The sequence below is a fragment of the Streptomyces sp. MST-110588 genome (assembly GCF_022695595.1).
Taxonomy (GTDB): Bacteria; Actinomycetota; Actinomycetes; order Streptomycetales; family Streptomycetaceae; genus Streptomyces.
The window spans coordinates 5,972,319-5,992,737 of record NZ_CP074380.1; the positions used below are offsets into that span (position 1 = coordinate 5,972,319).

Consider the following 20,419-nt stretch of genomic DNA (forward strand, 5'->3'; position numbering starts at 1 on the left):
GAGCGTGCATTCCGTACGTGCGTTCGCGAATGAAGTTACTCATGCGTTCCTCACGGTGAGTTCATGACATGTGCGACTGTCCGTCACCCCGGCGGCGTGGAAATGTCATTGCCACGCCGCCGGGGAGGGGACGATGGATCAGCGATACGAGGTTTACTGTCTCGCCGACAGGTATTTCTACGAGACCCCGGATCGTTTGTCCGCAGGGGCCGGCGGCAGTTCCGCGGAAAGCGGCCCGGACCGCGTACCGCTGTACGAGGCGGCACAGCGCACCGTCCCCGAAGGGTGGCAATGCCGTCTCTCCGGGGAATGGCTCCACGTGAGCCCGGCGAAGGTCCTGGGAGGCGTGGCCGGGGGCGAGGGCGGCGACGGAGCCGTTGACGAAGCCGGTGGCGGGAGCGGCGGCGAGGGGGACGCGCTGCCGGCGGGGCTTCCGGCGCAGGGCTGGAAGATCCATGTGTCGGCCTGTACCGACAACGCCGAGAAGATCGCCGCCAAAGTCTGGGACTACTGCGTGGCGCGTTCCGTCCCCTTCAAATTCGTACCCGGTCCCCGGCCGCTGCACCTGCGGAATTCAAAATACGCCGACCGTGGCTCCAGTGGTAAATTCGCCACCCTCTATCCCGCGGACGAGCGGCAGCTCCACACGATTCTCCGGGAACTCGGCGCGCTGCTGGAGGGCGAGCCGGGCCCGTACATCCTCAGCGATCTGCGCTGGAAGGACGGACCGCTCTACGTCCGTTACGGGGGATTCGCCCGGCGCCATTGTGTCGACGAGAACGGCGCGCTGGTCACCGCCATCGAGGATCCCGAAGGACGGCTGGTCCCCGACCGGCGCGAGCCGGCGTTCCGGCCGCCCTCATGGGTGACCCTGCCCGACTTCCTGACCGAGCAGCTCGCCGCCCGCAACGCCACCACCGTCGCCGACCTGCCCTACAGCATCGAATCCGCCCTCCACTTCTCCAACGGCGGCGGCGTCTACGTCGGCCACGACCGCAGGACCGGCGAGAAGGTCGTGCTGAAGGAAGCCCGGCCGCACGCGGGGCTCGCCTCCGACCGCGCCGACGCGGTCACCCGCCTGGAACGCGAACGGACCGCCCTGCAGCGGCTGTCCGGGCTCGGCGCCGCCCCCGAGGTACGCGACTGGTTCACCCTGGACGACCACCGCTTCCTGGTCATGGAGTTCCTGGAGGGCCGCACCCTCAACTCCTTCTTCGCCGACCGTCACCCGCTGATCGGACCGCGGCCGGACCCCGCCGCGCTCGCCTCGTACACCGCGTGGGCGCTGCGCATCCACGCCGCCGTCCAGGAGACCGTCGCCGCCGTGCACAGCCGGGGCGTGGTCTTCAACGACCTGCACATGTTCAACATCATGGTGGCGCCGGACGAGCGGAGCGTGCGGCTGCTGGACTTCGAGGCCGCCGCGGACATCGGCGAAAACCACCGCCAGGCGCTGGCCCACCCGGGTTTCATCGCCCCGGCGGACCGCTCGGGCTTCGACGTCGACCACTACGCCCTGGCGTGTCTGCGCCTGGCGCTGTTCCTGCCGATGACGACGCTGCTCGTCATCGACCGCGCCAAGGCGGCGCATCTCGCGGAGATCATCGGCGAACAGTTCCCGGACGTGCCGCGGGACTTCCTCGCGGAGGCGGTACGGGTCATCTGCGCGCCGGGTCGTACGGAGACGCCAGGTCGTACGGAGACGGCGGGGCGCAGCGAACCGGTGGCGCGTACGGAACCGGTGGCGCGTGCGGAGGGTGCGCAGCGCTCGGTACGGACCGGGCCGGCGGGGCGGCGCGAGCGGCGCCCGTACCTGCCCTGCGAGCCCGGCGACTGGCCGCGCAGCCGCGACTCCATGGTCCGCGGCATCCTCGCCGCCGCCTCGCCCGGCCGCGGCGACCGGCTCTTCCCCGGAGACATCGCGCAGTTCACCACCGGCGGCGGACTGGGCGTCGCCCACGGCGCGGCCGGTGTGCTGTACGCGTTCGCCGAGACCGGCGCCGGACGGTACGAGGAGGGCGAGGAGTGGCTGCTGCGGCACACCGCCCCGCCGCCCTCCGGCACCCCCCTGGGCTTCTACGACGGACTGACGGGCGTGGCCTGCGTACTGGACCGGCTGGGCCATCGCGAGCGCGCGCGGCAACTGATCGACCTCGTCCTCGCCGAGAAGTGGCAGCGGCTGGCGCCCGACCTGCACGGCGGCCTGTCCGGACTCGGCCTGGCGCTGGACCACCTGGCGCGTGCCTGGGACGAACCGGAGCTGCGCGAGCGGGCGGGGGAAGCGGCGCGGCACACGGCCGACCGGCTCGACGCGGACGGCGGCAAGGACAGCGGCAGCATGACGGCGGGCGGAACGGCGAGCGGGAGGGGGAGCGGCGGCAAGGGCGGGGGCAGGCGCGTCGGCCTGCTGCGTGGCGCTACCGGGCCCGCACTGCTCTTCCTGCGGCTGTACGAGTCCACCGGCGACACCGGGCTCCTGGACCTGGCCGCCGGGGCGCTGCGGCGCGATCTCGCGCGGTGCGTACGGGACGCGAGCGGCGCCCTGGTCGTGGACGAGGGCTGGCGCACCATGCCGTACCTGGGGGCGGGCAGCGTCGGTATCGCGGCCGTCCTGGACGACTACCTCGCGCACCGGGCCGACGAGGAGTTCGAACAGGCGCGGGCCGCCATCCTGCCGGCCGCCACCTCGCGCTACTACGCCCAGCCCGGCCTCTTCCGTGGACGCGCCGGGATGATCTGGCACCTGGCCCGTACGACGGCCCGTACGACGACTCCCGTGCCCGGCGCGGAGGGCAGGCAGGGCACGCAGGACAGGCGGCAGGGCACGGAGGACAGGCAGGACACGGAGGGTACGGGCGAAGGCGGCGGAGCCGGAGCCGGGGCCGCGCCGCAGAGGCCGCAGGGAGCCGGTACGGGCGAGGCCGCCCTGGCCGCGCAGATCAGGTACCTGGGGTGGTACGCCGTGCCGTACCGGCAGCACCTGGCCTACCCCGGAGACCAGATGCTGCGGCTGTCGACGGACCTGGCCACCGGCGCCGCCGGCTGTCTGCTGGCGCTCGGCGCGGCCCTCCACGACCGGCCCGTCGAACTGCCCTTCCTCCCGCCGCCGGTGCACGGCACCGGTGGCCACCGAGCCGGCCCCGGCCACCGTGCCGGAGCCGTAGCAGGAGAAACAACCGGAATTCCGGAAACCGCACAACACGTCCCCGAATGAGTGGAAAGGACAGTGACATGGCACTTCTCGACCTGCAGATGATGGAGTCCTCCGAATACGGCGGTGGCGGCGGCAGCGTCATCAGCCTCCTCCTCTGCAACAGCCACGCGAGCGTCACCCTGTGCCTGTGACCGGTCCTTGGACGATCGGTCCCGGCACGTCGCAGCCGGACGCCGTGATCCGGGCGGCATGACCCGGTGGCGCGGCCGGCCCGGGCGTCATGAACCGGGCGCCGCGATCCGGGAGCCCTGATCCGGCATTCGCGAACCGGCCGTGCGTGCGGTCCCTCCGGGGGCCGCACGCACTCCGTATGGGAGCCTTCGTTGACCGCCCGCCCCCCGTTGACCACCCAGCCCGCCACGTCCCCGTCTCCGCGCCCCCGGCCCCGGCCCGGAGGTCGCCGTCTCCTCCCGGGAGGCGACCGGCTGCTGCTCGGCGCGCTGCGCCACAGCGCGGCACAGGCCGCCGCCGTCCTCCTGCTCGGCGTCGCCTCCACCGGCCTGAACCTGGCGCTGCCCGCCCTCCTGGCACACACCCTCGACCTGCTGCTGGCCCACCGTCCGGCCGCCGCCTGGCTCGCCGCCTGCGCGGCCCTGACCACCGCGCTGGTGGTCTGCGACGCACTGGAGGGGCTGTTCTCCGGCACCACCGACGCCCGGGCCGGCGCCTGGCTGCGGCGGCGGCTGCTGCACCACGTCCTCGCCGCCGGGCCGCGCGCGGCCGGCCGGTACGACACCGGCGACCTGGTCTCCCGGATCGTGGGGAACGCGGCCCAGGCAGGCGGGGCGCCCATCGCGCTGGCGGCCACCGGCGCCGCGGTCCTCACCCCCCTCGGCGCCCTGGCCGCCCTGGCCGTCCTGGACCCGTGGACCGCCGGCGCGTTCCTGCTGGGCATGCCGCTGCTGGCCCTGCTGCTGCGCGCCTTCGTACGGGATACCGGTGACTGCGTGGCCCGGTACCAGGAGCACCAAGGGGAGATGGCCGGTCGGCTCGTCGAGGCGGTCGGCGGGGCCCGTACGATCGCGGCGGCGGGCACCGGACGGCGCGAGACGGCCCGGGTGCTGGCCCCGCTGCCCGGACTCTCCCGCCAGGGCCACCGGATGTGGCACGTCCAGGGACGGTCCACCGCGCAGGCCGCCGTGCTCGTACCGCTGCTCCAGATCGCGGTGCTGACCGTGGCCGGAATTCGACTGTCCTACGGCGCGCTGACCGTCGGCGAACTGCTGGCCGTCTCCCGCTACGCCACACTGGCCACCGGAGTCGGCCAGCTCGTGGGACACCTCAACGGCCTCGTGCGCAGCAGGGCCGCCGCCCGCCGGCTCGCCGAGGTCCTCCAACTGCCCGCGGTACGTTACGGGCGCCGCCAACTGCCGCCCGGTGGCGGTGCGTTGTCCCTGCGCGGGGTCACCGTGCGGCACGGTGACCGCGCCGTCCTGAGCGGTCTGGACCTGACCGTGCCCGGCGGGAGGACCGTGGCGGTCGTCGGGCGCTCCGGCGCCGGCAAGACCGCGCTGGCCGCGCTGGCCGGACGGCTGGCCGACCCCGACGCGGGCAGCGTCACCCTCGACGGGGTCCCGCTGCCCGAACTGGACCACGACGCGCTGCGCCGCGCGGTCGGCTACGCCTTCGAGCGGCCCGCGCTCCTCGGCGGCACGATCCACGGCACGCTGGCCCTGGGAGCGTATGAACCGGGCCGTACGGAGGTGGTGGCCGCGGCCCGCGCCGCCTGCGCCGACCCCTTCGTCCGCCGCCTCCCGCAGGGGTACCGGACGCCGTGCGCGGCGGCCCCGCTCTCCGGCGGCGAAGCCCAACGCCTGGGCCTGGCCCGTGCGTTCGCCCACGCCGAGCGGCTGCTCGTGCTGGACGACGCCACCTCCAGCCTGGACACGGTCACGGAACTGAGCGTCGGCCGGGCCCTGGTGCGCGACGTACGGGCCACCACGCGCCTGATCGTCGCCCACCGCGCCTCGACGGCGGCCCGGGCCGATCTCGTCGCCTGGCTCGATGCCGGCCGCGTACGGGCGCTGGCGCCGCACGCGGAGCTGTGGCGAGTGCCGGAGTACCGCGCGCTGTTCGGCGCTCCGGGGGACGCCGGCGATGCGGCGGAGAGTGCGGCGGGCGGATCGGCGGACGGGGTGCCGGGTGACGGGCCTCAGGTGCCGGGTGACGGACCTGGCGACGTGCCGCGGAGGGGAGCCGCGTCATGACCGGCGGCCGTGCCGCTCGCGAAGTGACGGACGGTACGCGGGAGCGCGCGTCCGCCCGTACGGCGGTCCCGGCGGCCCCCGTACCGGACGTGCCGGACGCCACAGAAGCCCCACCCCGCCCCCGGCCGCCCGTACGGCTGCGGTCCGCGGGCGTGCGTTTCCTCCTGCGCCGGCGCCGGGTGCTGGCACGGCTGGCCGCATGGTCCGTGGTGGAGACCGGGCAGACCTTCGTCCTGGGCTACGCGCTGGCCCGCGCCCTGGACGACGGGTTCCTGCGCGGCGCGCCCGGCGTCGGCGCGGCCTGGCTGGCGGCTGCCGCCGTCTCCGTCGTCGCCGGGGCGTACGGCACGGGGCGGGTGTACCGGGCGGTGGCGGGTCTCGTGGAGCCGCTGCGGGACGTCCTGGTGCGCCGGGTCGTGGAACGGGGGCTGCGGGCGGCCGACGGCGCCGCAGTCTCCCGGCTGACGCACCAGGTGGAGATCGCCCGGGACACCTCCGCCGGTCTGGTGCTGGTCTCCCGGTCCTTCGTCTTCGTCGCGGCCGGCGCGCTGGCCGGGCTGCTGTCGCTGGCGCCCGTACTGCTGCTGGTGGTGCTGCCGCCGCTGGTGCTGGGGGTCGCGCTGTTCCTGGCGACGCTGGGGCCGATGGCCCGCCGCCAGGAGACCTTCCTCGCCGCGGACGAGGCCATCTCGCGCGAGACGGAAGGGCTGATCGGCGGCCTGCGGGACATCACCGCAGGCGGGGCCGAACGGTGGGCGGCCCGGACGGCGGGGGAGCGGTTCGACGCCGAACTGCGGGCGGCGCGCTCGCTCGCCCGCTGGAGCGTGTGGCGGGTGCTGGCCCTGGCCGTGAGCGGGCACCTGCCGCTCGTCCTGCTGCTGGTGACCGCGCCGTGGCTGCTGGAGCGGGGGGTGACGGCGGGCGCGTTGGTGGGGGCGCTGGCTTATCTGTCGCAGTCGCTGCTGCCCGCGCTGCACAGCCTGATGCACGGCCTGGGCACCTCGGGCACCCGCCTGGGGGTGGTCCTGCGCCGCCTCCTGGCCGCTGACAGCCCAACGGATGTACGGACTTCTGCTGGTATGTACGGTGATACCGGCCCCACATCCAGCCGCACATCCGACCCCACAACCAGCCGCACATCCGATCCCGCATCCGGCCCCGCGTCCCACCCCGCATCCGGTCCCGCGCCTGCCTCTGCTCCCGCTCCCGCTCCCGCCCCCGGGGTCGCCGTGGAGCTGCGGAACGTCAGCTTCGCGTACGGCCCGCACGCCGAGCCGGTCGTCCGCGACCTGGACCTGATCCTGCCGGCCGGCGCCCATCTGGCCGTGGTCGGCCCGAGCGGGATCGGCAAGTCCACCCTGGCCGCTCTGATGGCGGGCCTGCTGCCGCCCGGCCGGGGTGAGATCCGCACCGCTTTCCCGGGCCCGCGGGCGCGGGTGCTGCTGCCGCAGGAGGCGTACGTCTTCTCCGGGACCGTACGGGAGAACCTGCTGTACCTGTGCCCGGACACCTGGGGGTCACCCCCGCAGACGGACGCGGGGACGGACACCGACGCCGACACGGATGCGGACACCGGCGCAGGCGCCGACGCCGGCCTATGGGCCGCCGCCGAAGCCGTCGGCGCGGACCGGCTCATGGAGCGGCTGGGGGGACCGGCCGCGCGGGTCGTGCCCGCCGAACTGTCCGCCGGAGAACGGCAGTTGATCGCCCTGGCCCGTGCCTACCTCGCGCCCGCCCGGCTGGCGATCCTGGACGAGGCCACCTGTCACCTGGACCCGGCGGCCGAGGCGCGTGCCGAGCACGCCTTCGCCGGGCGTCCCGGCGGCACCCTCGTCGTCATCGCCCACCGCGTCAGCTCGGCGCTGCGTGCGAAGGAGGTGCTGATCATGGACGGCACCCACGCGCTGCACGGCCGGCACGACGAACTGCTGCGGCGCTCCCCGCTCTACCGCGACCTGGCAGGCAACTGGGCGGCCGGGGGCGCGCTGCCGCACGCCCGGCGCGCATAGGGCTGCCGCACGCCCGGCGCGCATAGGGCTGCCGCACGCCCGTCCGCACGCCTCTGCCTGTACGTACGCTCCCGTACGCGCCCCCAGGCCCCAGGCTCAGCCCCCAGGCAGCGGAGAACACCGAGCTTCGCCTGCGAGGTCGTAACCGGGCCCGTCATAGCCAGCCCTCCCCCTGGGAGATGCGGATGGCGTCGATACGGTTGCGGGCGCCGGTTTTACGGGTGATGGCGGACATGTAGTTGCGTACGGTGCCGGTGGCCAGATGGAGGATGGCCGCGATCTCCGGTACGGATGCGCCTTCCGCCGCCAGCGAGAGCACGGTCAGCTCCCTGCGCGTCAGCGGGATCTCCGCGGCCTGGAGGAAGCCGAAGCCCAGCGAGCCGTCGACGAAGCGTTTGCCCTCGGCGACCTGGCGGATGCCGGCGGTCAACTGTTCCGGGGGCCTTCCTTGTCGACGAAGCCCATGGCGTCGGCGTCGAAAGCCCTGCGCAGCGGGCCCGGTCTGCGGGCCGAACCCAGGACCAGGAGGGCCGGGCCATGGTGGCGCACCGGGGCCCGGCCGTCCTGCCCGGCGCGCGCGGCATCCGGGGCCCAAGGGACACGGGTGGTCCAGGAGGTCCGTGCGGGCCGGGCGATCCGGGACATCCGTGAGAGCTGGCGCAGCACGCCGAGCCCCACGGTGTCCGTACATTCCACATCCACCACACAGACGTCGGGCCGTAACGCCCGAGCCCGTTCCGGTGCTTTACGGGGCGTGGTCGCGGCCACTTCGATGTCGCTCTCCTTGCCCAGCACCTCTGACAGCGCCCATCGGAACAGACGGGTGTCGTGCACCAGCAGTACCCGGATCATCTCGCTCCTCCAGTCCCCCGTGTACCGGTTCCGTTCCCCCGTTCGCGCCCCAGCGGCCCCAGAGCCCTAGCAGTCCTTGCACCCCTGGCAGCTCCCTGGCAGCTCCCCGTCAAAGGTCTGTTCCTCGATTCATAGCGGGATTGCCGAGGGCACGGACCCGGAGAACTGGCCAACAGGGGGTGCGGGGGCGCACGCCAGCGCACTGTGCGCCCCGTACGCGCTGCGCGCTGTTCCGCACTGTGCGCGCTGCCCCAGGTACCCGCGATCCGGCGCGAGCAACGGGGACCGTACGGAAAGGGGCGCGCGGCGAAGCCCGTACGCAACGGCCGCGAACAGCGGGACCGATGTGTCTTCCGGTGAACGGGTACCGCGCCGGAACTCAGGCGTCGTGGCGGGGAGCGGTGATGTCGACGAGCCGGCAGGCCGTCTCGATGTCGATCTTCACCTGGGCGATGGAGGCTCGCCCGGACAGCCAGGTGATCAGGGCGGAGTGCCAGGTGTGCTCGATGACCCGGACCGCCGAGAGCTGCTCGGGGGTCGGCGCGGCCGGGCGCGCCGACTCCTGCGCGGGACGGCCGGCGGCGGGCGGCGCCATCGCGTCCAGGATGATCGCGGTCGTCAGCCGGGAGACGGTGTCCACCTCCGGGCTCACCGACCGGTCGGCGAACGTCAGGGCGCGCACCATGGCGTCCGCGAGCTGCGGCTCGCGCTGGAGCGCGCGGAAGGCGCGCATCAGGGTCTGTGCGACCCGTGCGCCGGGGGCCGGCGCGGTCGGCGGGCGCTTGCGCAGCGTCTCGTGCATGCGCTGGAGCTGGTCCTGCATGGTCGCGACGAGAAGGTGCACCTTGGAGGGGAAGTACCGGTAGAGCGTGCCGAGCGCGACATCCGAGGACTCGGCGACCGCACGCATCTGTACGGCGTCGAAGCCGCCCCGCCCGGCCAACTGGGCGGTGGTGTGCAGGATGCGGCGCCGCCGCGCCTCCTGACGCTCGGTCAGGGGAGGACTGGCGGGAAGCGCCGGCCCGGCCGCTCTGGGTTCCGTAGTCATATGTCCCGTTCCGTGGCAGTCCATCCGCGATGCGACGCGTACCGGTGGTGTGGTCGGCACAGCATGGCAGGGGCCGGGTCGTGGCGCGAATCACCTGGTGCGGCTCTTTTCGCCCGGTCCCCGGCCGGTAGATTCAAGGCTCCTCGAACTGATCGGTAGCCGATTGGTTCTGAAACTTGTTCTAGATTAGCGCCGGCGGTTACGCTCCGGCGAAAGTCCAGTCCGAAAGGGGCCGAGAGTGTCCGCCGAGGCCGTACAGGCAGCCGCGTCTCGCCCCTCCGGGGCCCCGCCGGCTCCCGCGGAGGCGAGCGGGGACCGCCCCCTGCGCATCGCGCTGCTGACGTACAAGGGCAACCCGTTCTGCGGCGGCCAGGGCGTCTACGTACGTCATCTCTCCCGGGAACTGGCCAAGCTCGGCCACCACGTCGAGGTCATCGGCGCACAGCCGTACCCGGTGCTGGACGAGGGCGTGCAGCTCACCGAACTCCCCAGCCTGGACCTGTACCGGCAGCCCGACCCCTTCCGCACCCCCAAGCGCGGCGAGTACCGGGACTGGATCGACGCCGTCGAGGTCGCCACGATGTGGACCGGCGGCTTCCCCGAGCCGCTCACCTTCTCACTGCGCGCCCGCCGCCACCTCGCCGCCCGGCGCGGCGAGTTCGACGTCGTCCACGACAACCAGACCCTCGGCTACGGGCTGCTGTCCGACCTGGGCGCGCCACTGGTCACGACCATTCACCACCCCATCACCGTCGACCGGCAACTGGACCTGGACGCCGCCGAGGGCTGGCAGCGCCGCGCCTCGGTCCGCCGCTGGTACGGCTTCACCCGGATGCAGAAGCGGGTCGCCCGCCGGCTGCCGTCCGTGCTGACCGTCTCCGGCTCCTCCCGCCAGGAGATCGTCGACCACCTGGGGGTGCGCCCGGACCGCATCCACGTCGTCCACATCGGCGCCGACACCGACCTCTTCTCGCCGGACCCGGCGGTCCCCGAGACCGAGGGCCGGATCGTGACCACCTCCAGCGCCGACGTCCCCCTCAAGGGCCTGATCCACCTCATCGAGGCGCTGGCCAAGGTCCGTACGGAGAACCCGCGGGCGCACCTGGTGGTGGTCGGCAAGCGCGCCGAGGACGGTCCGGTCGCCGCCGCCATCAGGCGCCACGGGCTCGGCGACGCGGTGGAATTCGTCAAGGGCATCAGTGACGCCGAACTCGTCGATCTGGTGCGCGGCGCCCAGGTCGCCTGCGTCCCCTCCCTGTACGAGGGCTTCTCGCTGCCCGCCGCCGAGGCCATGGCCACCGGCACCCCGCTGCTGGCCACCACCGGCGGCGCGATCCCCGAGGTCGCCGGGCCCGACGGCGAGACCTGTCTGGCCGTGCCCCCGGGGGACGCGGACGCGCTGGCCGCCGGGCTCATCCGGCTGCTGGGCGACGCCGACCTGCGCCGCCGGCTCGGCGCGGCGGGCCGGGAACGCGTACTGACCCGCTTCACCTGGCGCCAGGCCGCCATCGGTACCGCCGAGCGCTACCGGCAGGCCATCGCCCGCCGGGCCTCCACCGGCGGCACCGTCCGCGCCCGCTCCTCGGCCGCCGCGGTGGCGCGGACCCCGGCCGGACGCCCGTAGTGCACCACCGCCATGACCCGCCGCCCGCCCCCGGCGCGCGGACCCCCAGGACGAAAGCAGAGAGAACGTGCTGACCGTCGACTTTTCCCGATTCCCGCTGGCGCCGGGCGACCGCGTCCTCGACCTGGGCTGCGGCGCGGGCCGGCACGCCTTCGAGTGTTACCGGCGCGGCGCGCGGGTCGTCGCCCTCGACCGCAACGGCGAGGAGATCCGCGAGGTCGCCAAGTGGTTCGCCGCGATGAAGGAGGCGGGGGAGGCCCCGGCGGGTGCGAGCGCCACCGCCATGGAGGGGGACGCACTGGCCCTGCCTTTCCCCGACGAGAGCTTCGACGTCGTCATCATCTCCGAGGTCATGGAGCACATCCCTGACGACAAGGGCGTACTGGCGGAAATGGTACGAGTGCTGCGTCCCGGCGGCCGGATCGCGGTGACCGTGCCCCGTTACGGGCCCGAGAAGGTCTGCTGGGCGCTGAGTGACGCGTACCACGAGGTCGAGGGCGGCCACATCCGCATCTACAAGGCCGAGGAACTGCTCGCCAGGATGCGCGAGGCGGGCCTGAAGCCGTACGGCACCCACCACGCCCACGGCCTGCACAGCCCCTACTGGTGGCTCAAGTGCGCGTTCGGCGTCGACAACGACAAGGCGCTGCCGGTCAAGGCGTACCACAAGCTCCTGGTCTGGGACATCATGAAGAAACCGCTGGCCACCCGGCTGGCCGAGCGGGCCCTGAACCCGCTCATCGGCAAGAGCTTCGTCGCCTACGCCACCAAGCCGCACCTGCCGGCGCAGGCCGCGGCCACCCAGGTTCCCTCCGCCGCTGCCGAGGGCGCCAAGTGACGAGCCCGGGGCGTACCGAACGCCTGGTCCTGCCCGGCGTCCTGACCGCCGAACAAGCCGCCCGGACCGTCGCGGGCATCCTGGCCACCCAGCGCGAGGACGGCGCGATCCCCTGGTTCCGCGGCCACCACCTCGACCCGTGGGACCACACCGAGGCCGCCATGGCCCTGGACGCGGCCGGCGAGCACGAACGCGCCGAGGCCGCGTACGACTGGCTGGTGCGCCACCAGAACCCGGACGGCTCCTGGTACGCGGCGTACGCCGACGGGGACGCCGCCGTGCCCACCGACCGCGGGCGCGAGACGAACTTCTGCGCGTACATCGCCGTCGGCGTCTGGCACCACTACCTCTCCACCGGCGACGACACCTTCCTGGACCGCATGTGGCCCGCCGTGTACGCGGCCATCGAGTACGTGCTGGACCTCCAGCAGCCCGGCGGTGAGATCGGCTGGAAGCGCGAGGACGACGGGACGCCGCTCACCGAGGCCCTGCTGACCGGCTCCTCCTCCGTCCACCAGGCACTGCGCTGCGCCCTGGCCATGGCCGAACAGCGCGAGGAGCCGCAGCCCGACTGGGAACTGGCGCTGGGGCGGCTCGGCCACGCCATTCGCAGCCACCCCGAACGCTTCCTGGACAAGTCCCGCTACTCGATGGACTGGTACTACCCGGTCCTGGGCGGCGCGGTGCGCGGCCCGCAGGCCAAGGAGCGGATCGAGGCGGACTGGGACCGCTTCGTGGTGCCGGGCCTGGGCGTGCGCTGCGTGCTGCCCAACCCCTGGGTCACCGGGGGCGAGAGCGCCGAACTGGCGTTGGCGCTGTGGGCGATGGGCGAGTCCGAGCGCGCCGTACAGATCCTCAAATGGGTGCAGCACCTGCGCGCCGAGGACGGCATGTACTGGACCGGCTACGTCTTCGAGGACGACGCCGTCTGGCCGCGCGAGCTGACCTCCTGGACGGCGGGATCGATCCTGCTGGCCGTGGCGGCGCTCGGCGGCGACGAGGCCACCACGACCGTCTTCGGCGGCGACCGGCTGCCGGTGGGACTGGACCCGGACTGCTGCCGCTGACCGCCGGCCGGCGGGGCCGCCAGGGGTCCCGCCGGCCGGCGTGTCCGCTCCATATGGCGTACTCGGCCGTGCCCACGGCCGTCGGTGATGAGGTACTGGCCGGGTGGACCGACCGACCTGATCCCCGACGCCCCCGTAGGAGACCGCCATGCTCCCGCGCACGCCCTCTCGCCGTGGCGGCCGTACGCCGGCCGCCGTGGCCATCACTGCCACCGCCACTGCCGTCGTCGCCGTGACCGCCGTCGCTGCCCCCGCCCCTACCCCCGCCGCCGTACGGGCGAAGCCCGCGGTGAACGTCTCCTGCCGGGCCGGCGGCAGCGCCGCGTTCACCCCCGGCCTGCTGCCCGCCCCGGCCCCCCGGAACACGCGCGTACGGTTCGACGGCAGCTGTCACCCCTGCACCGGTGCCACCCCCACCGGCCGGCAGCTCACCGGCGCCCGGTTCACCGCCTCGTACAGCGCGCCGATGTCCTGCACGGTCGGCGGCTCCCGCAGACCGTCCACCGGCTCGGGAACCATCGAATGGCGGACCAGAGCCGGCCGGGTCCTGACGAGCACCCTGTCCCTGACCGTCACCGGCCCGCTGTTCCACACCGCCACGGTCAACGGCAAGGTGACCCGGGGCGCTTACACCGGCGGCACGCTGCACGGCGAGTTCGAGGCCGAAATCGTCAAGCAGGGCATCAACTGCCGGGCCCAGAGCCCCGGCGGCGGCCTGCGCGGGGCCGGCTACACCGGCCACTTCACCTTCAGGAAGTGACCGCGTTCAAGCGCTGACCGCATGCAAGCGCTGAACGCGTTCAGGCGGTGACCGTGTCCAGGCGGTGACCGTGTTCAGGCGCCCAGCACGCCGAGGGCGAGCTTGCGGGTGCGCACGGCCGCCTCGTCGACCGGTACGTGTGCTCCCGCCGGCGGGAAGAAGTCGACCACGCCGATCGCGCCGTAGTCGGCCCAGAAGCAGGTGGTCATGGGGAAGGTGTCGGTGACGTTCTGCTGGCACTTGAGCATCAGGTCGGCGGTGGTGAAGCTCTGCGGCGTACCGACCGGGTTACGGCCGTAGCCCTGGGCCAGGTGCATGGTCCGGGCGAAGACCTTGTCCAGGGCGCGGGCCGGGTCGGCGACCTTCCGGTACAGGGTCGTACGGGACGTCAGGTGCGGGACGGTCGCCCGCATGCCGCCCTTGCTGAGCGTGATGCGTGACGCGCCGAAGCACGAGATCTGGTCCTCTTCGGAGGTCTTGACCTGGGGAAGGCCGTCGTCACCGGCCACCATCAGGTCGCGGTCGCTGCCGAAGCGGAAGCCGCCGTCGCCCTTGTCGCACGTCATGCCGTCCAGTTGGGGCACCTTGAGGCTCGTGTACCGTTTGCCCGGGTCGGCGGCGAGCTTGTCCGCCGTGGGCAGGGCGGGGCCGGAAGCGGCCTTCTTGCCCTCGGTCCTGCTCCCGGATCCGCCGTCGGAGCCGGAATCGGAACCGCAGCCCGTGACGAGCACGCCGATGGCGGCGGTGGCCGCCAGAAAACGCCATTTGTTCATGTCTGTCGACATCCCCCGTGCTTTTGATCAAGACCAGGAGATCCTATACGGGGGTCAGCGCTCGATGTGGCGGACGCGGGCGGCGACCGCATGGCCGACGACCAGGTAAACGATCGCCGGAAGGCCGTAATTGAGCAGCGTGCGCAGCCATTCCGTCTCGAAAGTGAAGAGGTTGTAGGACCAGCCCGCCAGCCAGTGGGCCGCGTCATGGATGAAGCTCACCAGGGCGTTGGCGGGATTGGCGTCGAGGATGGACATCACGATCCACAGGCCGAGGATCACGGCCGCCGCGTCCGCGGCGACGACCACGGCTGTCGCCACGTAGCTGCTCGCGTACCGGTGTCTCTTGGGCATGCCGGCCGAGTAGCCTCAACCGGCGTCCGCAAACAGGTGGTTGGTGACGGTCTGCGGAGCCGGGTGCGGAATCCGGGAAAGGGGAGGCCGGGCGGCGGGCCGCTCATTACGCTGCGGCCATGACTTTCGACGGCTCGCTGTCGCACGACCGCTACTGCGCCGAGATCCTCGCGCAGACCACCGCGTTCAGACAGACCCTGCGCGGCGCCGACCTGACGGTGACCGTACCGACGTGTCCCGACTGGACGCTGGCGCGGCTCGCCCGCCATGTCGGTGGCGCACACCGCTGGGCGGGCACGATCGTGGCGACCAGGGCGGAGCGGAACGTGCCCGAGGCGGACGTGCCCGGGCTGCCCGGCCCCGAGGAGGACGATCCGGACGCGCTGGACATGTGGCTGGAGGAGGGCGCGCGGATGTGCGCGGACGCGCTGCGCGAGGCGGGGCCGGACACGCGGGTGTGGTGCTGGGCGCCGGGACAGCCGGCCGGGTTCTGGGCCCGGCGGATGACGCACGAGACCGTGGTCCACCGGGCCGACGCGGCGCGCGCGGCGGGCGTGGAGTTCCGGGTCGAGGCCGAGGTCGCGGCGGACACCGTGGAGGAATGGCTCCAACTGGTCCGGATGTCGCAGACCACCGGGCACCGGCCCGGACTGGAACGGCTCCTGGAGGGCGGCGGAACGATCCTGCTGCGTGCCACCGATACCCCGCCCGGCCTGGCGGCCACCTGGTTGATCGACCTGAACGGCGAGGCGGTCACCTACCGGCGCGCCGCCCGCGAGGACGCCGACGCCGAGCTGCGCGGCCCGCTCGCCGACGTCCTGCGGGTCTTCTACCGCAGGCTGCCCGCGGACAGCGGCCGGGTGGCGGTCCGCGGCGACCGGGCGCTCCTGGACCGCTGGCTGGAGCTGGTGTCCTTCGAGTGACGGGGCGGCCGGGCGGTGGGTCGGCCGAGTGGCGGGCCGGCCGGGTGATGAGCCGGCAGCTCCACGGCTCGGCGTGCCCTGGAGGCCCGTCGGGCAGCGTGGCGCCCGGTGCTTCAGGAGTTGAGTTCCGCCAGGACCCGCAGCGTGTGCGGGTCCGGGGCGGTGACCAGGAGGTCGGTGACCGGGCCCCGGCGCCACGCCGCCAGCCGTTCCGCGATGCGTTCGCGCGGCCCGACCAGGGAGATCTCATCGGCGAAGGCGTCGGGGACGGCGCGTACCGCTTCTTCCCTGCGGCCCTGGCGGAAGAGGTCCTGGACGCGCCGCGCCGCCTCCTCGTACCCCATGCGGGCCATCAGATCGGCGTGGAAGTTACGGGCCGCATGGCCCATGCCGCCGATGTAGAAGCCGAGCATCGCCTTGACCGGCAACAGCCCCTCGGCGACGTCCCGGCAGACCGTGGCACGGGCCATCGGCGCCACGAGGAAACCGGGCGCAGCCGCCTCCAGGGCGGCTGCGTGGAGATCGCTGCGGGCCGGGGACCAGTACAGGGGCAGCCAGCCGTCGGCGATGCGGGCCGTCTGCGCGATGTTCTTGGGGCCCTCGGCGCCGAGCAGTACGGGGAGACCGGTGCGCAGGGGGTGGGTGATGGACTTCAGGGGCCTGCCCAGGCCCGTACCGTCCTCGCCCCGGTAGGGCAGCGGGTGGAAGCGGCCGTCGCAGGTCACCGGCTCCTCGCGGCGCAGGACTTGGCGGACGATGTCGACGTACTCACGGGTCGCGGTCAGCGGGCTGCGGGGGAACGGACGGCCGTACCAGCCCTCGACGACCTGCGGCCCCGACAGGCCGAGCCCCAGCAGTACCCGGCCGCCGGAGAGGTGGTCCAGGGTGAGCGCGTGCATCGCGGTGGCGGCCGGGGTGCGGGCGGCCATCTGCGCGACGGCGGTGCCCAGTTTGATCCGTGAGGTGTGGGCGGCGATCCAGGTCAGCGTGGTGAAGGCGTCGGAGCCCCATGCCTCGCCGGTCCATACGGAGTCATAGCCCAGTTGTTCTGCCGTACGGACGAGTTCGAGGTGCCGGGGGTCGGGGCCGCGCCCCCAGTAACCGAGCACCAAGCCGAGCCGCATGCGCTCTCACCCGCCCCTGTTCCGTCCTCACCGCCTGACGACACCTGCCTGACGTCACCTGCCTGACGTGACCTGTCTGACGGCTCGTCAGGTCGGTGACGGGGAACTGTACGGGCCGGAGGCGGGTACGGCAACGGCCCCTCGCCCGGGGAGGACGAGGGGCCGTACGGCCTGAAGATGCCGACCGTGGAGTCCGGACCGTGCGGCGGCGCCGGGCCGCGGGGTCAGCCGCGCTGGATACCGGTGGTGTCCTGGAGGACGCCGCGACGGCCGTCCTGCGTCTGCGCGATCAGGGCCTGGCCGCGCTGCTCCACCGCCAGGTACCACGTGCCGGGCGCCAGCTCGGCGATCGGCGCCGGAGAGCCGTCCTCGCCGTACAGCGGGCGGGCGACCGGCACCGCGAACCAGAACGGCGCGAACTCCGCGCCGCCGCCGGCCGCCGGCGTCGCCGCCTGCTGGCCCGCACCGCCGGATGTACCGCCGGAGGCGTCCGCCGTGGCGCCCGCCTGGCCGCCGTAGGACTGCGGACCGGGCTGACCGCCCTGGCCCGGCTGCGCGGAGCCGCCCGGGTAGCCGTAGCCCTGGCCCGGCTGCTGCGCGCCCGGGTAGCCGTAGCCGCCGGGGGTCGGTCCGCCACCGTACGGGGACGGGGCCTGCGGACGCGGGGCGCCCACGAGGCCGACCTTCAGGGCCGGGACGAGCGGGGTGGCGATGGCCGCGCCCGCCAGGATCAGGGCGGCGATCAGGCCGAGGATCAGCCCGGCCGACGCGCCGGTCGCCTGGATGATCGTCCAGAAGGCGCTCCACGCGGCGAAGAAGGCGAAGGCGACGCCGAACTGGCCGACGTCGATGCCGGCGATCCGGCGCTGCTGCGGCAGGGCCCGGGACACGACGATCAGAGCAGCCGCGATCACACCGGACAGATAGATGGTCATCAGGATGCTGAGCGAGTCCCAGGCATTGGGATTGGCCATCTTGGGCGGGCAGTACCGGCCGACGCATTCGTCGACGCCGGAGGAGGTGAGATCGAGGAACGAGGCGATGAACAGCAACACCGCTGCTCCGATCACCACGCCGTCGCCTCTAGTGAGGGAGCGGATGTTCACGTAAGGGTCCTTTGTCGGTTCCGGTGTTTGGGTCTCGCTGTCGCTGGTGCGCGCGCGGTGTGAGGCACGGGGGCGGCCCCTATCGTAAAGGGGAACCTACCGTCGTTCCGGGCGGGTCGTCCTGTCGGTATCGCGTCGGTATCACGTCTGTATCACTTCTGTGCCGCAGCCCGGACACCGTCGGCCGGGCTACCTCGTCAAGAAGTCCGTAATGCCCTCGGTGATCCCGCGAGCCGCCTTTTCCCGCCACTTCGTATCGGTCAATTGCGCGGCATCCTGCGGATCGCGCATATTGCCGCATTCGATGAACACCTTCGGAACGGTGGAGAGGTTGAGGCCGCCGAGATCGGAGCGTACGTCCAGTCCCGTACCGCCGCCGATGTAATTGGACCGCGGGCTTCCGGTCGCCGCCGCGAAACGGCGCGCCAGGCCCTCGCCGAGCTGCCGGGAGGAGCCGGTGACGGCGGAGGTGTCCGCCGCGCCCGAGGCGACGCGCGCGGGAGGATGACGTGGAAGCCGCGGTGCCCCACCGACGAACCGTCGGCGTGGACGGAGACCACCGCGTCCGCGTGGGCCCGGTTGCCGGCCCTGGCCCGCTCGTCCACGCAGGGGCCGTACGGGCGGTCGCCGTCCTGGGTGAGGAGGACCGTGGCGCCGCGGGCCCGCAGCAGGGCACGGGCGCGGCGCGCCACGTCGAGGGTGAAGGACGCCTCGGCGTAGCCGGAGCCGGTGGCGGTGCCGGTGGTGTCGCACTCCTTGCGGCCGGTGCCGATGTCCACGGTCCGGGCGATGTCGCGGGTGTGGTCGCGGTTGCGGGGATTGTGCCCCGGGTCGATGACGACGACCTTTCCCTTCAGGTCGGTGCCGGTGCCGGTTCCCGTATCGGCGCCGGGGCCGGTGCTCTTGTCCGTACCCGTTCCATGGCCGCCCGGTGTGGCGCCGCCCGTCCGGCCGTCCGTACCGGCACTGCCGCTGCCGTCCTTGCCGCCGCCGTCGCCGTGCGGGCCGGCGGCGGCCCGTGGCGGCCGGCCGTCGTTCCCATGGGCGCCGCCCTCACCGCTCATGGAGCGCCAGACCAGCCACCCCGCGCCGCAGACCGACGCCAGCACCGCCAGTACGCCGAGGACAGCGAGTACGCCGAGCACGCCGCGCGGGCGGCGGCGGGCGGGCCGGGGAGGAAAAGTGCTGCCGTTGGACACGTGGCGATCGTAGTGGGGTGTCAGATGCCCTGGCCCGTACGGCGCAGGACGTGCAGCGAGCCGTGCGCGGAGACCTCGGTGAAGGCGCCGGACTCCAGGGCACGCCGGTAGACGCGGTACGGGGCCTGGCCGCCGTCCGCCGGGTCGGCGAAGACGTCGTGGATGACCAGCAGGCCGCCGGGCGCGAGGTGCGGGGCCCAGCCCTCGTAGTCGGCGGTGGCGTGCTCGTCGGTGTGGCCGCCGTCGACGAAGACCAGGCCGACCGGGGTGTTCCACAGCGCGGCGGCCTGCGGGGAACGGCCCACCAGCGCCAGGACGTGCTCTTCGAGGCCGGCGGCGTGCAGGGTGCGGCGGAAGACGGGGAGAGTGTCCATCCGGCCGGCCTCCGGGTCCACCAGGGTCGGGTCGTGGTACTCCCAGCCGGGCTGCTGCTCCTCGCTGCCCCGGTGGTGGTCGACGGTCACAGCGGTGACACCGGCGGCGCGCGCGGCGTCGGCGAGCAGGATCGTGGAGCGCCCGCAGTACGTACCGACCTCGACGAGCGGCAGCCCCAGGGCCGCTGCGGCGCTCGCGGCCTCATAGAGGGCCAGCCCCTCGTCCACGGGCATGAAGCCCTTCGCGGCCTCGAACGCGGCCAGGATCTCCGGCGCGGGAACGGGCGTGGTGGCGGGTGCTTCGGGAGCGGCCATGGCTTCCTCCAGGTCTGCGGCTTCCCGCTCATCGTGCCGTACGGGGCGGCGCGTGGCGTGTGCGGGGAGGCCGATACGATCACCGATCGGATCGGCCGCCGGGGCCGCCGTGCCCGACAGCGGGACGGGGCGCCCCGGTTGATCACTTGGGGGGCGGGGTCGGGGACAGGGGATGGGAAAGCGCGGACGCCGGAGGGGAATTCCCGGCGGAGTGGTGGCCGGGCCGCCGACCGCGACCGGACACGTACGACGAACGACCGGTTCCCGGCCTTTTGCAGGGCAATACCGCCGGGGTGCCCGGCCGGTGACAGCGGCTCGTACTTCTTGGGCGACAAGGCGCCGGAAGGCGGCAATGCCGGGGGCGAGAGCCGTGAATTCCCGTGCGGCCGACGACGACTTGGTGCCGTCGCGGGAATTCGGGAACCGGGTCACCGGCGAATACGGAGTCGGCGCCCGGTACACCGGCGGGCGGCGGGCGATTTTCCACGTACACACCAAAGGGGAGGGAACCGCACGATGACGGAGAAGACGGCGGGCGAGGCGGAAGTTCCGGCGGGCCAGACGGAGGTCCCGGCGGCGGACACCGAGGCTTTGGCGGCGGACGCGGAGACCCCGGAGGCGGACGCGGAGAC

General features: G+C 73.3%; 15 protein-coding genes and 2 pseudogenes. 9 read left to right on the forward strand and 8 right to left on the reverse strand.

Annotated features, from left to right (window positions below):
• Positions 1 to 133: 133 nt before the first annotated feature.
• The 4 genes from lanKC to KGS77_RS26190 all read left to right on the forward strand — a co-directional run bounded on the left by lanKC (position 134) and on the right by KGS77_RS26190 (position 7,430).
• Positions 134 to 3,214: a class III lanthionine synthetase LanKC gene (lanKC, locus tag KGS77_RS26175; RefSeq protein ID WP_242585559.1), complete on the forward strand. Its 3,081-nt coding sequence runs from the start codon at positions 134 to 136 to the stop codon at positions 3,212 to 3,214.
• Between the two features lie 17 nt (positions 3,215 to 3,231).
• Positions 3,232 to 3,345, forward strand: coding sequence for a SapB/AmfS family lanthipeptide (locus tag KGS77_RS26180; RefSeq protein ID WP_242585561.1), 114 nt, complete (start codon positions 3,232 to 3,234; stop codon positions 3,343 to 3,345).
• Positions 3,346 to 3,642: 297 nt separating this feature from the next.
• Positions 3,643 to 5,421, forward strand: coding sequence for an ABC transporter ATP-binding protein (locus tag KGS77_RS26185; RefSeq protein ID WP_242587691.1), 1,779 nt, complete (start codon positions 3,643 to 3,645; stop codon positions 5,419 to 5,421).
• Entirely contained in the window at positions 5,418 to 7,430 is a 2,013-nt protein-coding gene (locus KGS77_RS26190; protein WP_242585562.1) for an ATP-binding cassette domain-containing protein, read from the forward strand. The genes KGS77_RS26185 and KGS77_RS26190 overlap by 4 nt, the downstream gene beginning before the upstream one ends.
• A gap of 154 nt (positions 7,431 to 7,584) precedes the next feature.
• On the opposite strand, the pseudogene KGS77_RS26195 reads toward KGS77_RS26190, so the two are convergent.
• Positions 7,585 to 8,282 (reverse strand): annotated as a pseudogene (locus tag KGS77_RS26195) (response regulator transcription factor).
• Positions 8,283 to 8,661: 379 nt separating this feature from the next.
• Positions 8,662 to 9,330 carry a TetR family transcriptional regulator gene (locus KGS77_RS26200; RefSeq protein WP_242585564.1) on the reverse strand — a complete coding sequence of 223 codons (669 nt, stop codon included), beginning with the start codon at positions 9,328 to 9,330 and terminating at the stop codon, positions 8,662 to 8,664.
• A gap of 238 nt (positions 9,331 to 9,568) precedes the next feature.
• On the opposite strand from KGS77_RS26200, the gene KGS77_RS26205 reads away from it, so the two are divergent.
• From KGS77_RS26205 to KGS77_RS26220, 4 genes are all read left to right on the forward strand, one after another.
• Entirely contained in the window at positions 9,569 to 10,954 is a 1,386-nt protein-coding gene (locus KGS77_RS26205) for a glycosyltransferase family 4 protein (protein WP_242585566.1), read from the forward strand.
• A gap of 67 nt (positions 10,955 to 11,021) precedes the next feature.
• On the forward strand, positions 11,022 to 11,792 hold the full coding sequence (locus KGS77_RS26210; RefSeq protein ID WP_242585568.1) for a class I SAM-dependent methyltransferase: 771 nt from the start codon (positions 11,022 to 11,024) through the stop codon (positions 11,790 to 11,792).
• The gene (locus tag KGS77_RS26215) at positions 11,789 to 12,859 is read left to right on the forward strand and encodes a prenyltransferase/squalene oxidase repeat-containing protein (protein WP_242585570.1); all 1,071 of its coding nucleotides are present in this window, start codon (positions 11,789 to 11,791) and stop codon (positions 12,857 to 12,859) included. The genes KGS77_RS26210 and KGS77_RS26215 overlap by 4 nt, the downstream gene beginning before the upstream one ends.
• 148 nt (positions 12,860 to 13,007) lie before the next feature.
• Positions 13,008 to 13,619, forward strand: a complete 612-nt coding sequence (locus tag KGS77_RS26220; protein ID WP_242585576.1) for a hypothetical protein — start codon at positions 13,008 to 13,010, stop codon at positions 13,617 to 13,619.
• 74 nt (positions 13,620 to 13,693) lie between these two features.
• Here KGS77_RS26220 and KGS77_RS26225 read toward each other — a convergent pair whose 3' ends face one another.
• Positions 13,694 to 14,404, reverse strand: a complete 711-nt coding sequence (locus KGS77_RS26225) for a hypothetical protein (RefSeq protein WP_242585578.1) — start codon at positions 14,402 to 14,404, stop codon at positions 13,694 to 13,696.
• 42 nt (positions 14,405 to 14,446) lie between these two features.
• Positions 14,447 to 14,746 carry a hypothetical protein gene (locus KGS77_RS26230; RefSeq protein ID WP_242585580.1) on the reverse strand — a complete coding sequence of 100 codons (300 nt, stop codon included), beginning with the start codon at positions 14,744 to 14,746 and terminating at the stop codon, positions 14,447 to 14,449.
• 119 nt (positions 14,747 to 14,865) lie between these two features.
• Between KGS77_RS26230 and KGS77_RS26235 the strand changes: the two genes are divergently transcribed.
• The gene (locus tag KGS77_RS26235; RefSeq protein ID WP_242585582.1) at positions 14,866 to 15,669 is read left to right on the forward strand and encodes a maleylpyruvate isomerase family mycothiol-dependent enzyme; all 804 of its coding nucleotides are present in this window, start codon (positions 14,866 to 14,868) and stop codon (positions 15,667 to 15,669) included.
• A gap of 113 nt (positions 15,670 to 15,782) precedes the next feature.
• On the opposite strand, the gene KGS77_RS26240 is transcribed toward KGS77_RS26235, so the two are convergent.
• The 4 genes and pseudogenes from KGS77_RS26240 to KGS77_RS26255 all read right to left on the reverse strand — a co-directional run bounded on the left by KGS77_RS26240 (position 15,783) and on the right by KGS77_RS26255 (position 19,787).
• On the reverse strand, positions 15,783 to 16,793 hold the full coding sequence (locus tag KGS77_RS26240; protein WP_242585584.1) for an LLM class F420-dependent oxidoreductase: 1,011 nt from the start codon (positions 16,791 to 16,793) through the stop codon (positions 15,783 to 15,785).
• Positions 16,794 to 17,017: 224 nt separating this feature from the next.
• A complete protein-coding gene (locus KGS77_RS26245) occupies positions 17,018 to 17,899 on the reverse strand; it encodes a DUF5336 domain-containing protein (protein ID WP_242585585.1) in 882 nt (293 codons plus the stop codon).
• Between the two features lie 189 nt (positions 17,900 to 18,088).
• A pseudogene (locus tag KGS77_RS26250) lies at positions 18,089 to 19,098 on the reverse strand (N-acetylmuramoyl-L-alanine amidase).
• Between the two features lie 20 nt (positions 19,099 to 19,118).
• Entirely contained in the window at positions 19,119 to 19,787 is a 669-nt protein-coding gene (locus tag KGS77_RS26255; RefSeq protein WP_242585587.1) for a class I SAM-dependent methyltransferase, read from the reverse strand.
• Positions 19,788 to 20,419 lie beyond the last annotated feature (632 nt).

Excerpts from the sequence above, each read along its gene's own strand:
- KGS77_RS26220 (WP_242585576.1), top strand. The coding sequence starts at position 13,008 with ATGCTCCCGCGCACGCCCTCTCGCCGTGGCGGCCGTACGCCGGCCGCC.
- KGS77_RS26240 (WP_242585584.1), bottom strand. The coding sequence starts at position 16,793 with ATGCGGCTCGGCTTGGTGCTCGGTTACTGGGGGCGCGGCCCCGACCCC.
- KGS77_RS26190 (WP_242585562.1), top strand. The coding sequence starts at position 5,418 with ATGACCGGCGGCCGTGCCGCTCGCGAAGTGACGGACGGTACGCGGGAG.
- KGS77_RS26200 (WP_242585564.1), bottom strand. The coding sequence starts at position 9,330 with ATGACTACGGAACCCAGAGCGGCCGGGCCGGCGCTTCCCGCCAGTCCT.
- KGS77_RS26225 (WP_242585578.1), bottom strand. The coding sequence starts at position 14,404 with ATGTCGACAGACATGAACAAATGGCGTTTTCTGGCGGCCACCGCCGCC.
- KGS77_RS26180 (WP_242585561.1), top strand. The coding sequence starts at position 3,232 with ATGGCACTTCTCGACCTGCAGATGATGGAGTCCTCCGAATACGGCGGT.
- KGS77_RS26235 (WP_242585582.1), top strand. The coding sequence starts at position 14,866 with ATGACTTTCGACGGCTCGCTGTCGCACGACCGCTACTGCGCCGAGATC.
- KGS77_RS26255 (WP_242585587.1), bottom strand. The coding sequence starts at position 19,787 with ATGGCCGCTCCCGAAGCACCCGCCACCACGCCCGTTCCCGCGCCGGAG.
- KGS77_RS26230 (WP_242585580.1), bottom strand. The coding sequence starts at position 14,746 with ATGCCCAAGAGACACCGGTACGCGAGCAGCTACGTGGCGACAGCCGTG.
- lanKC (WP_242585559.1), top strand. The coding sequence starts at position 134 with ATGGATCAGCGATACGAGGTTTACTGTCTCGCCGACAGGTATTTCTAC.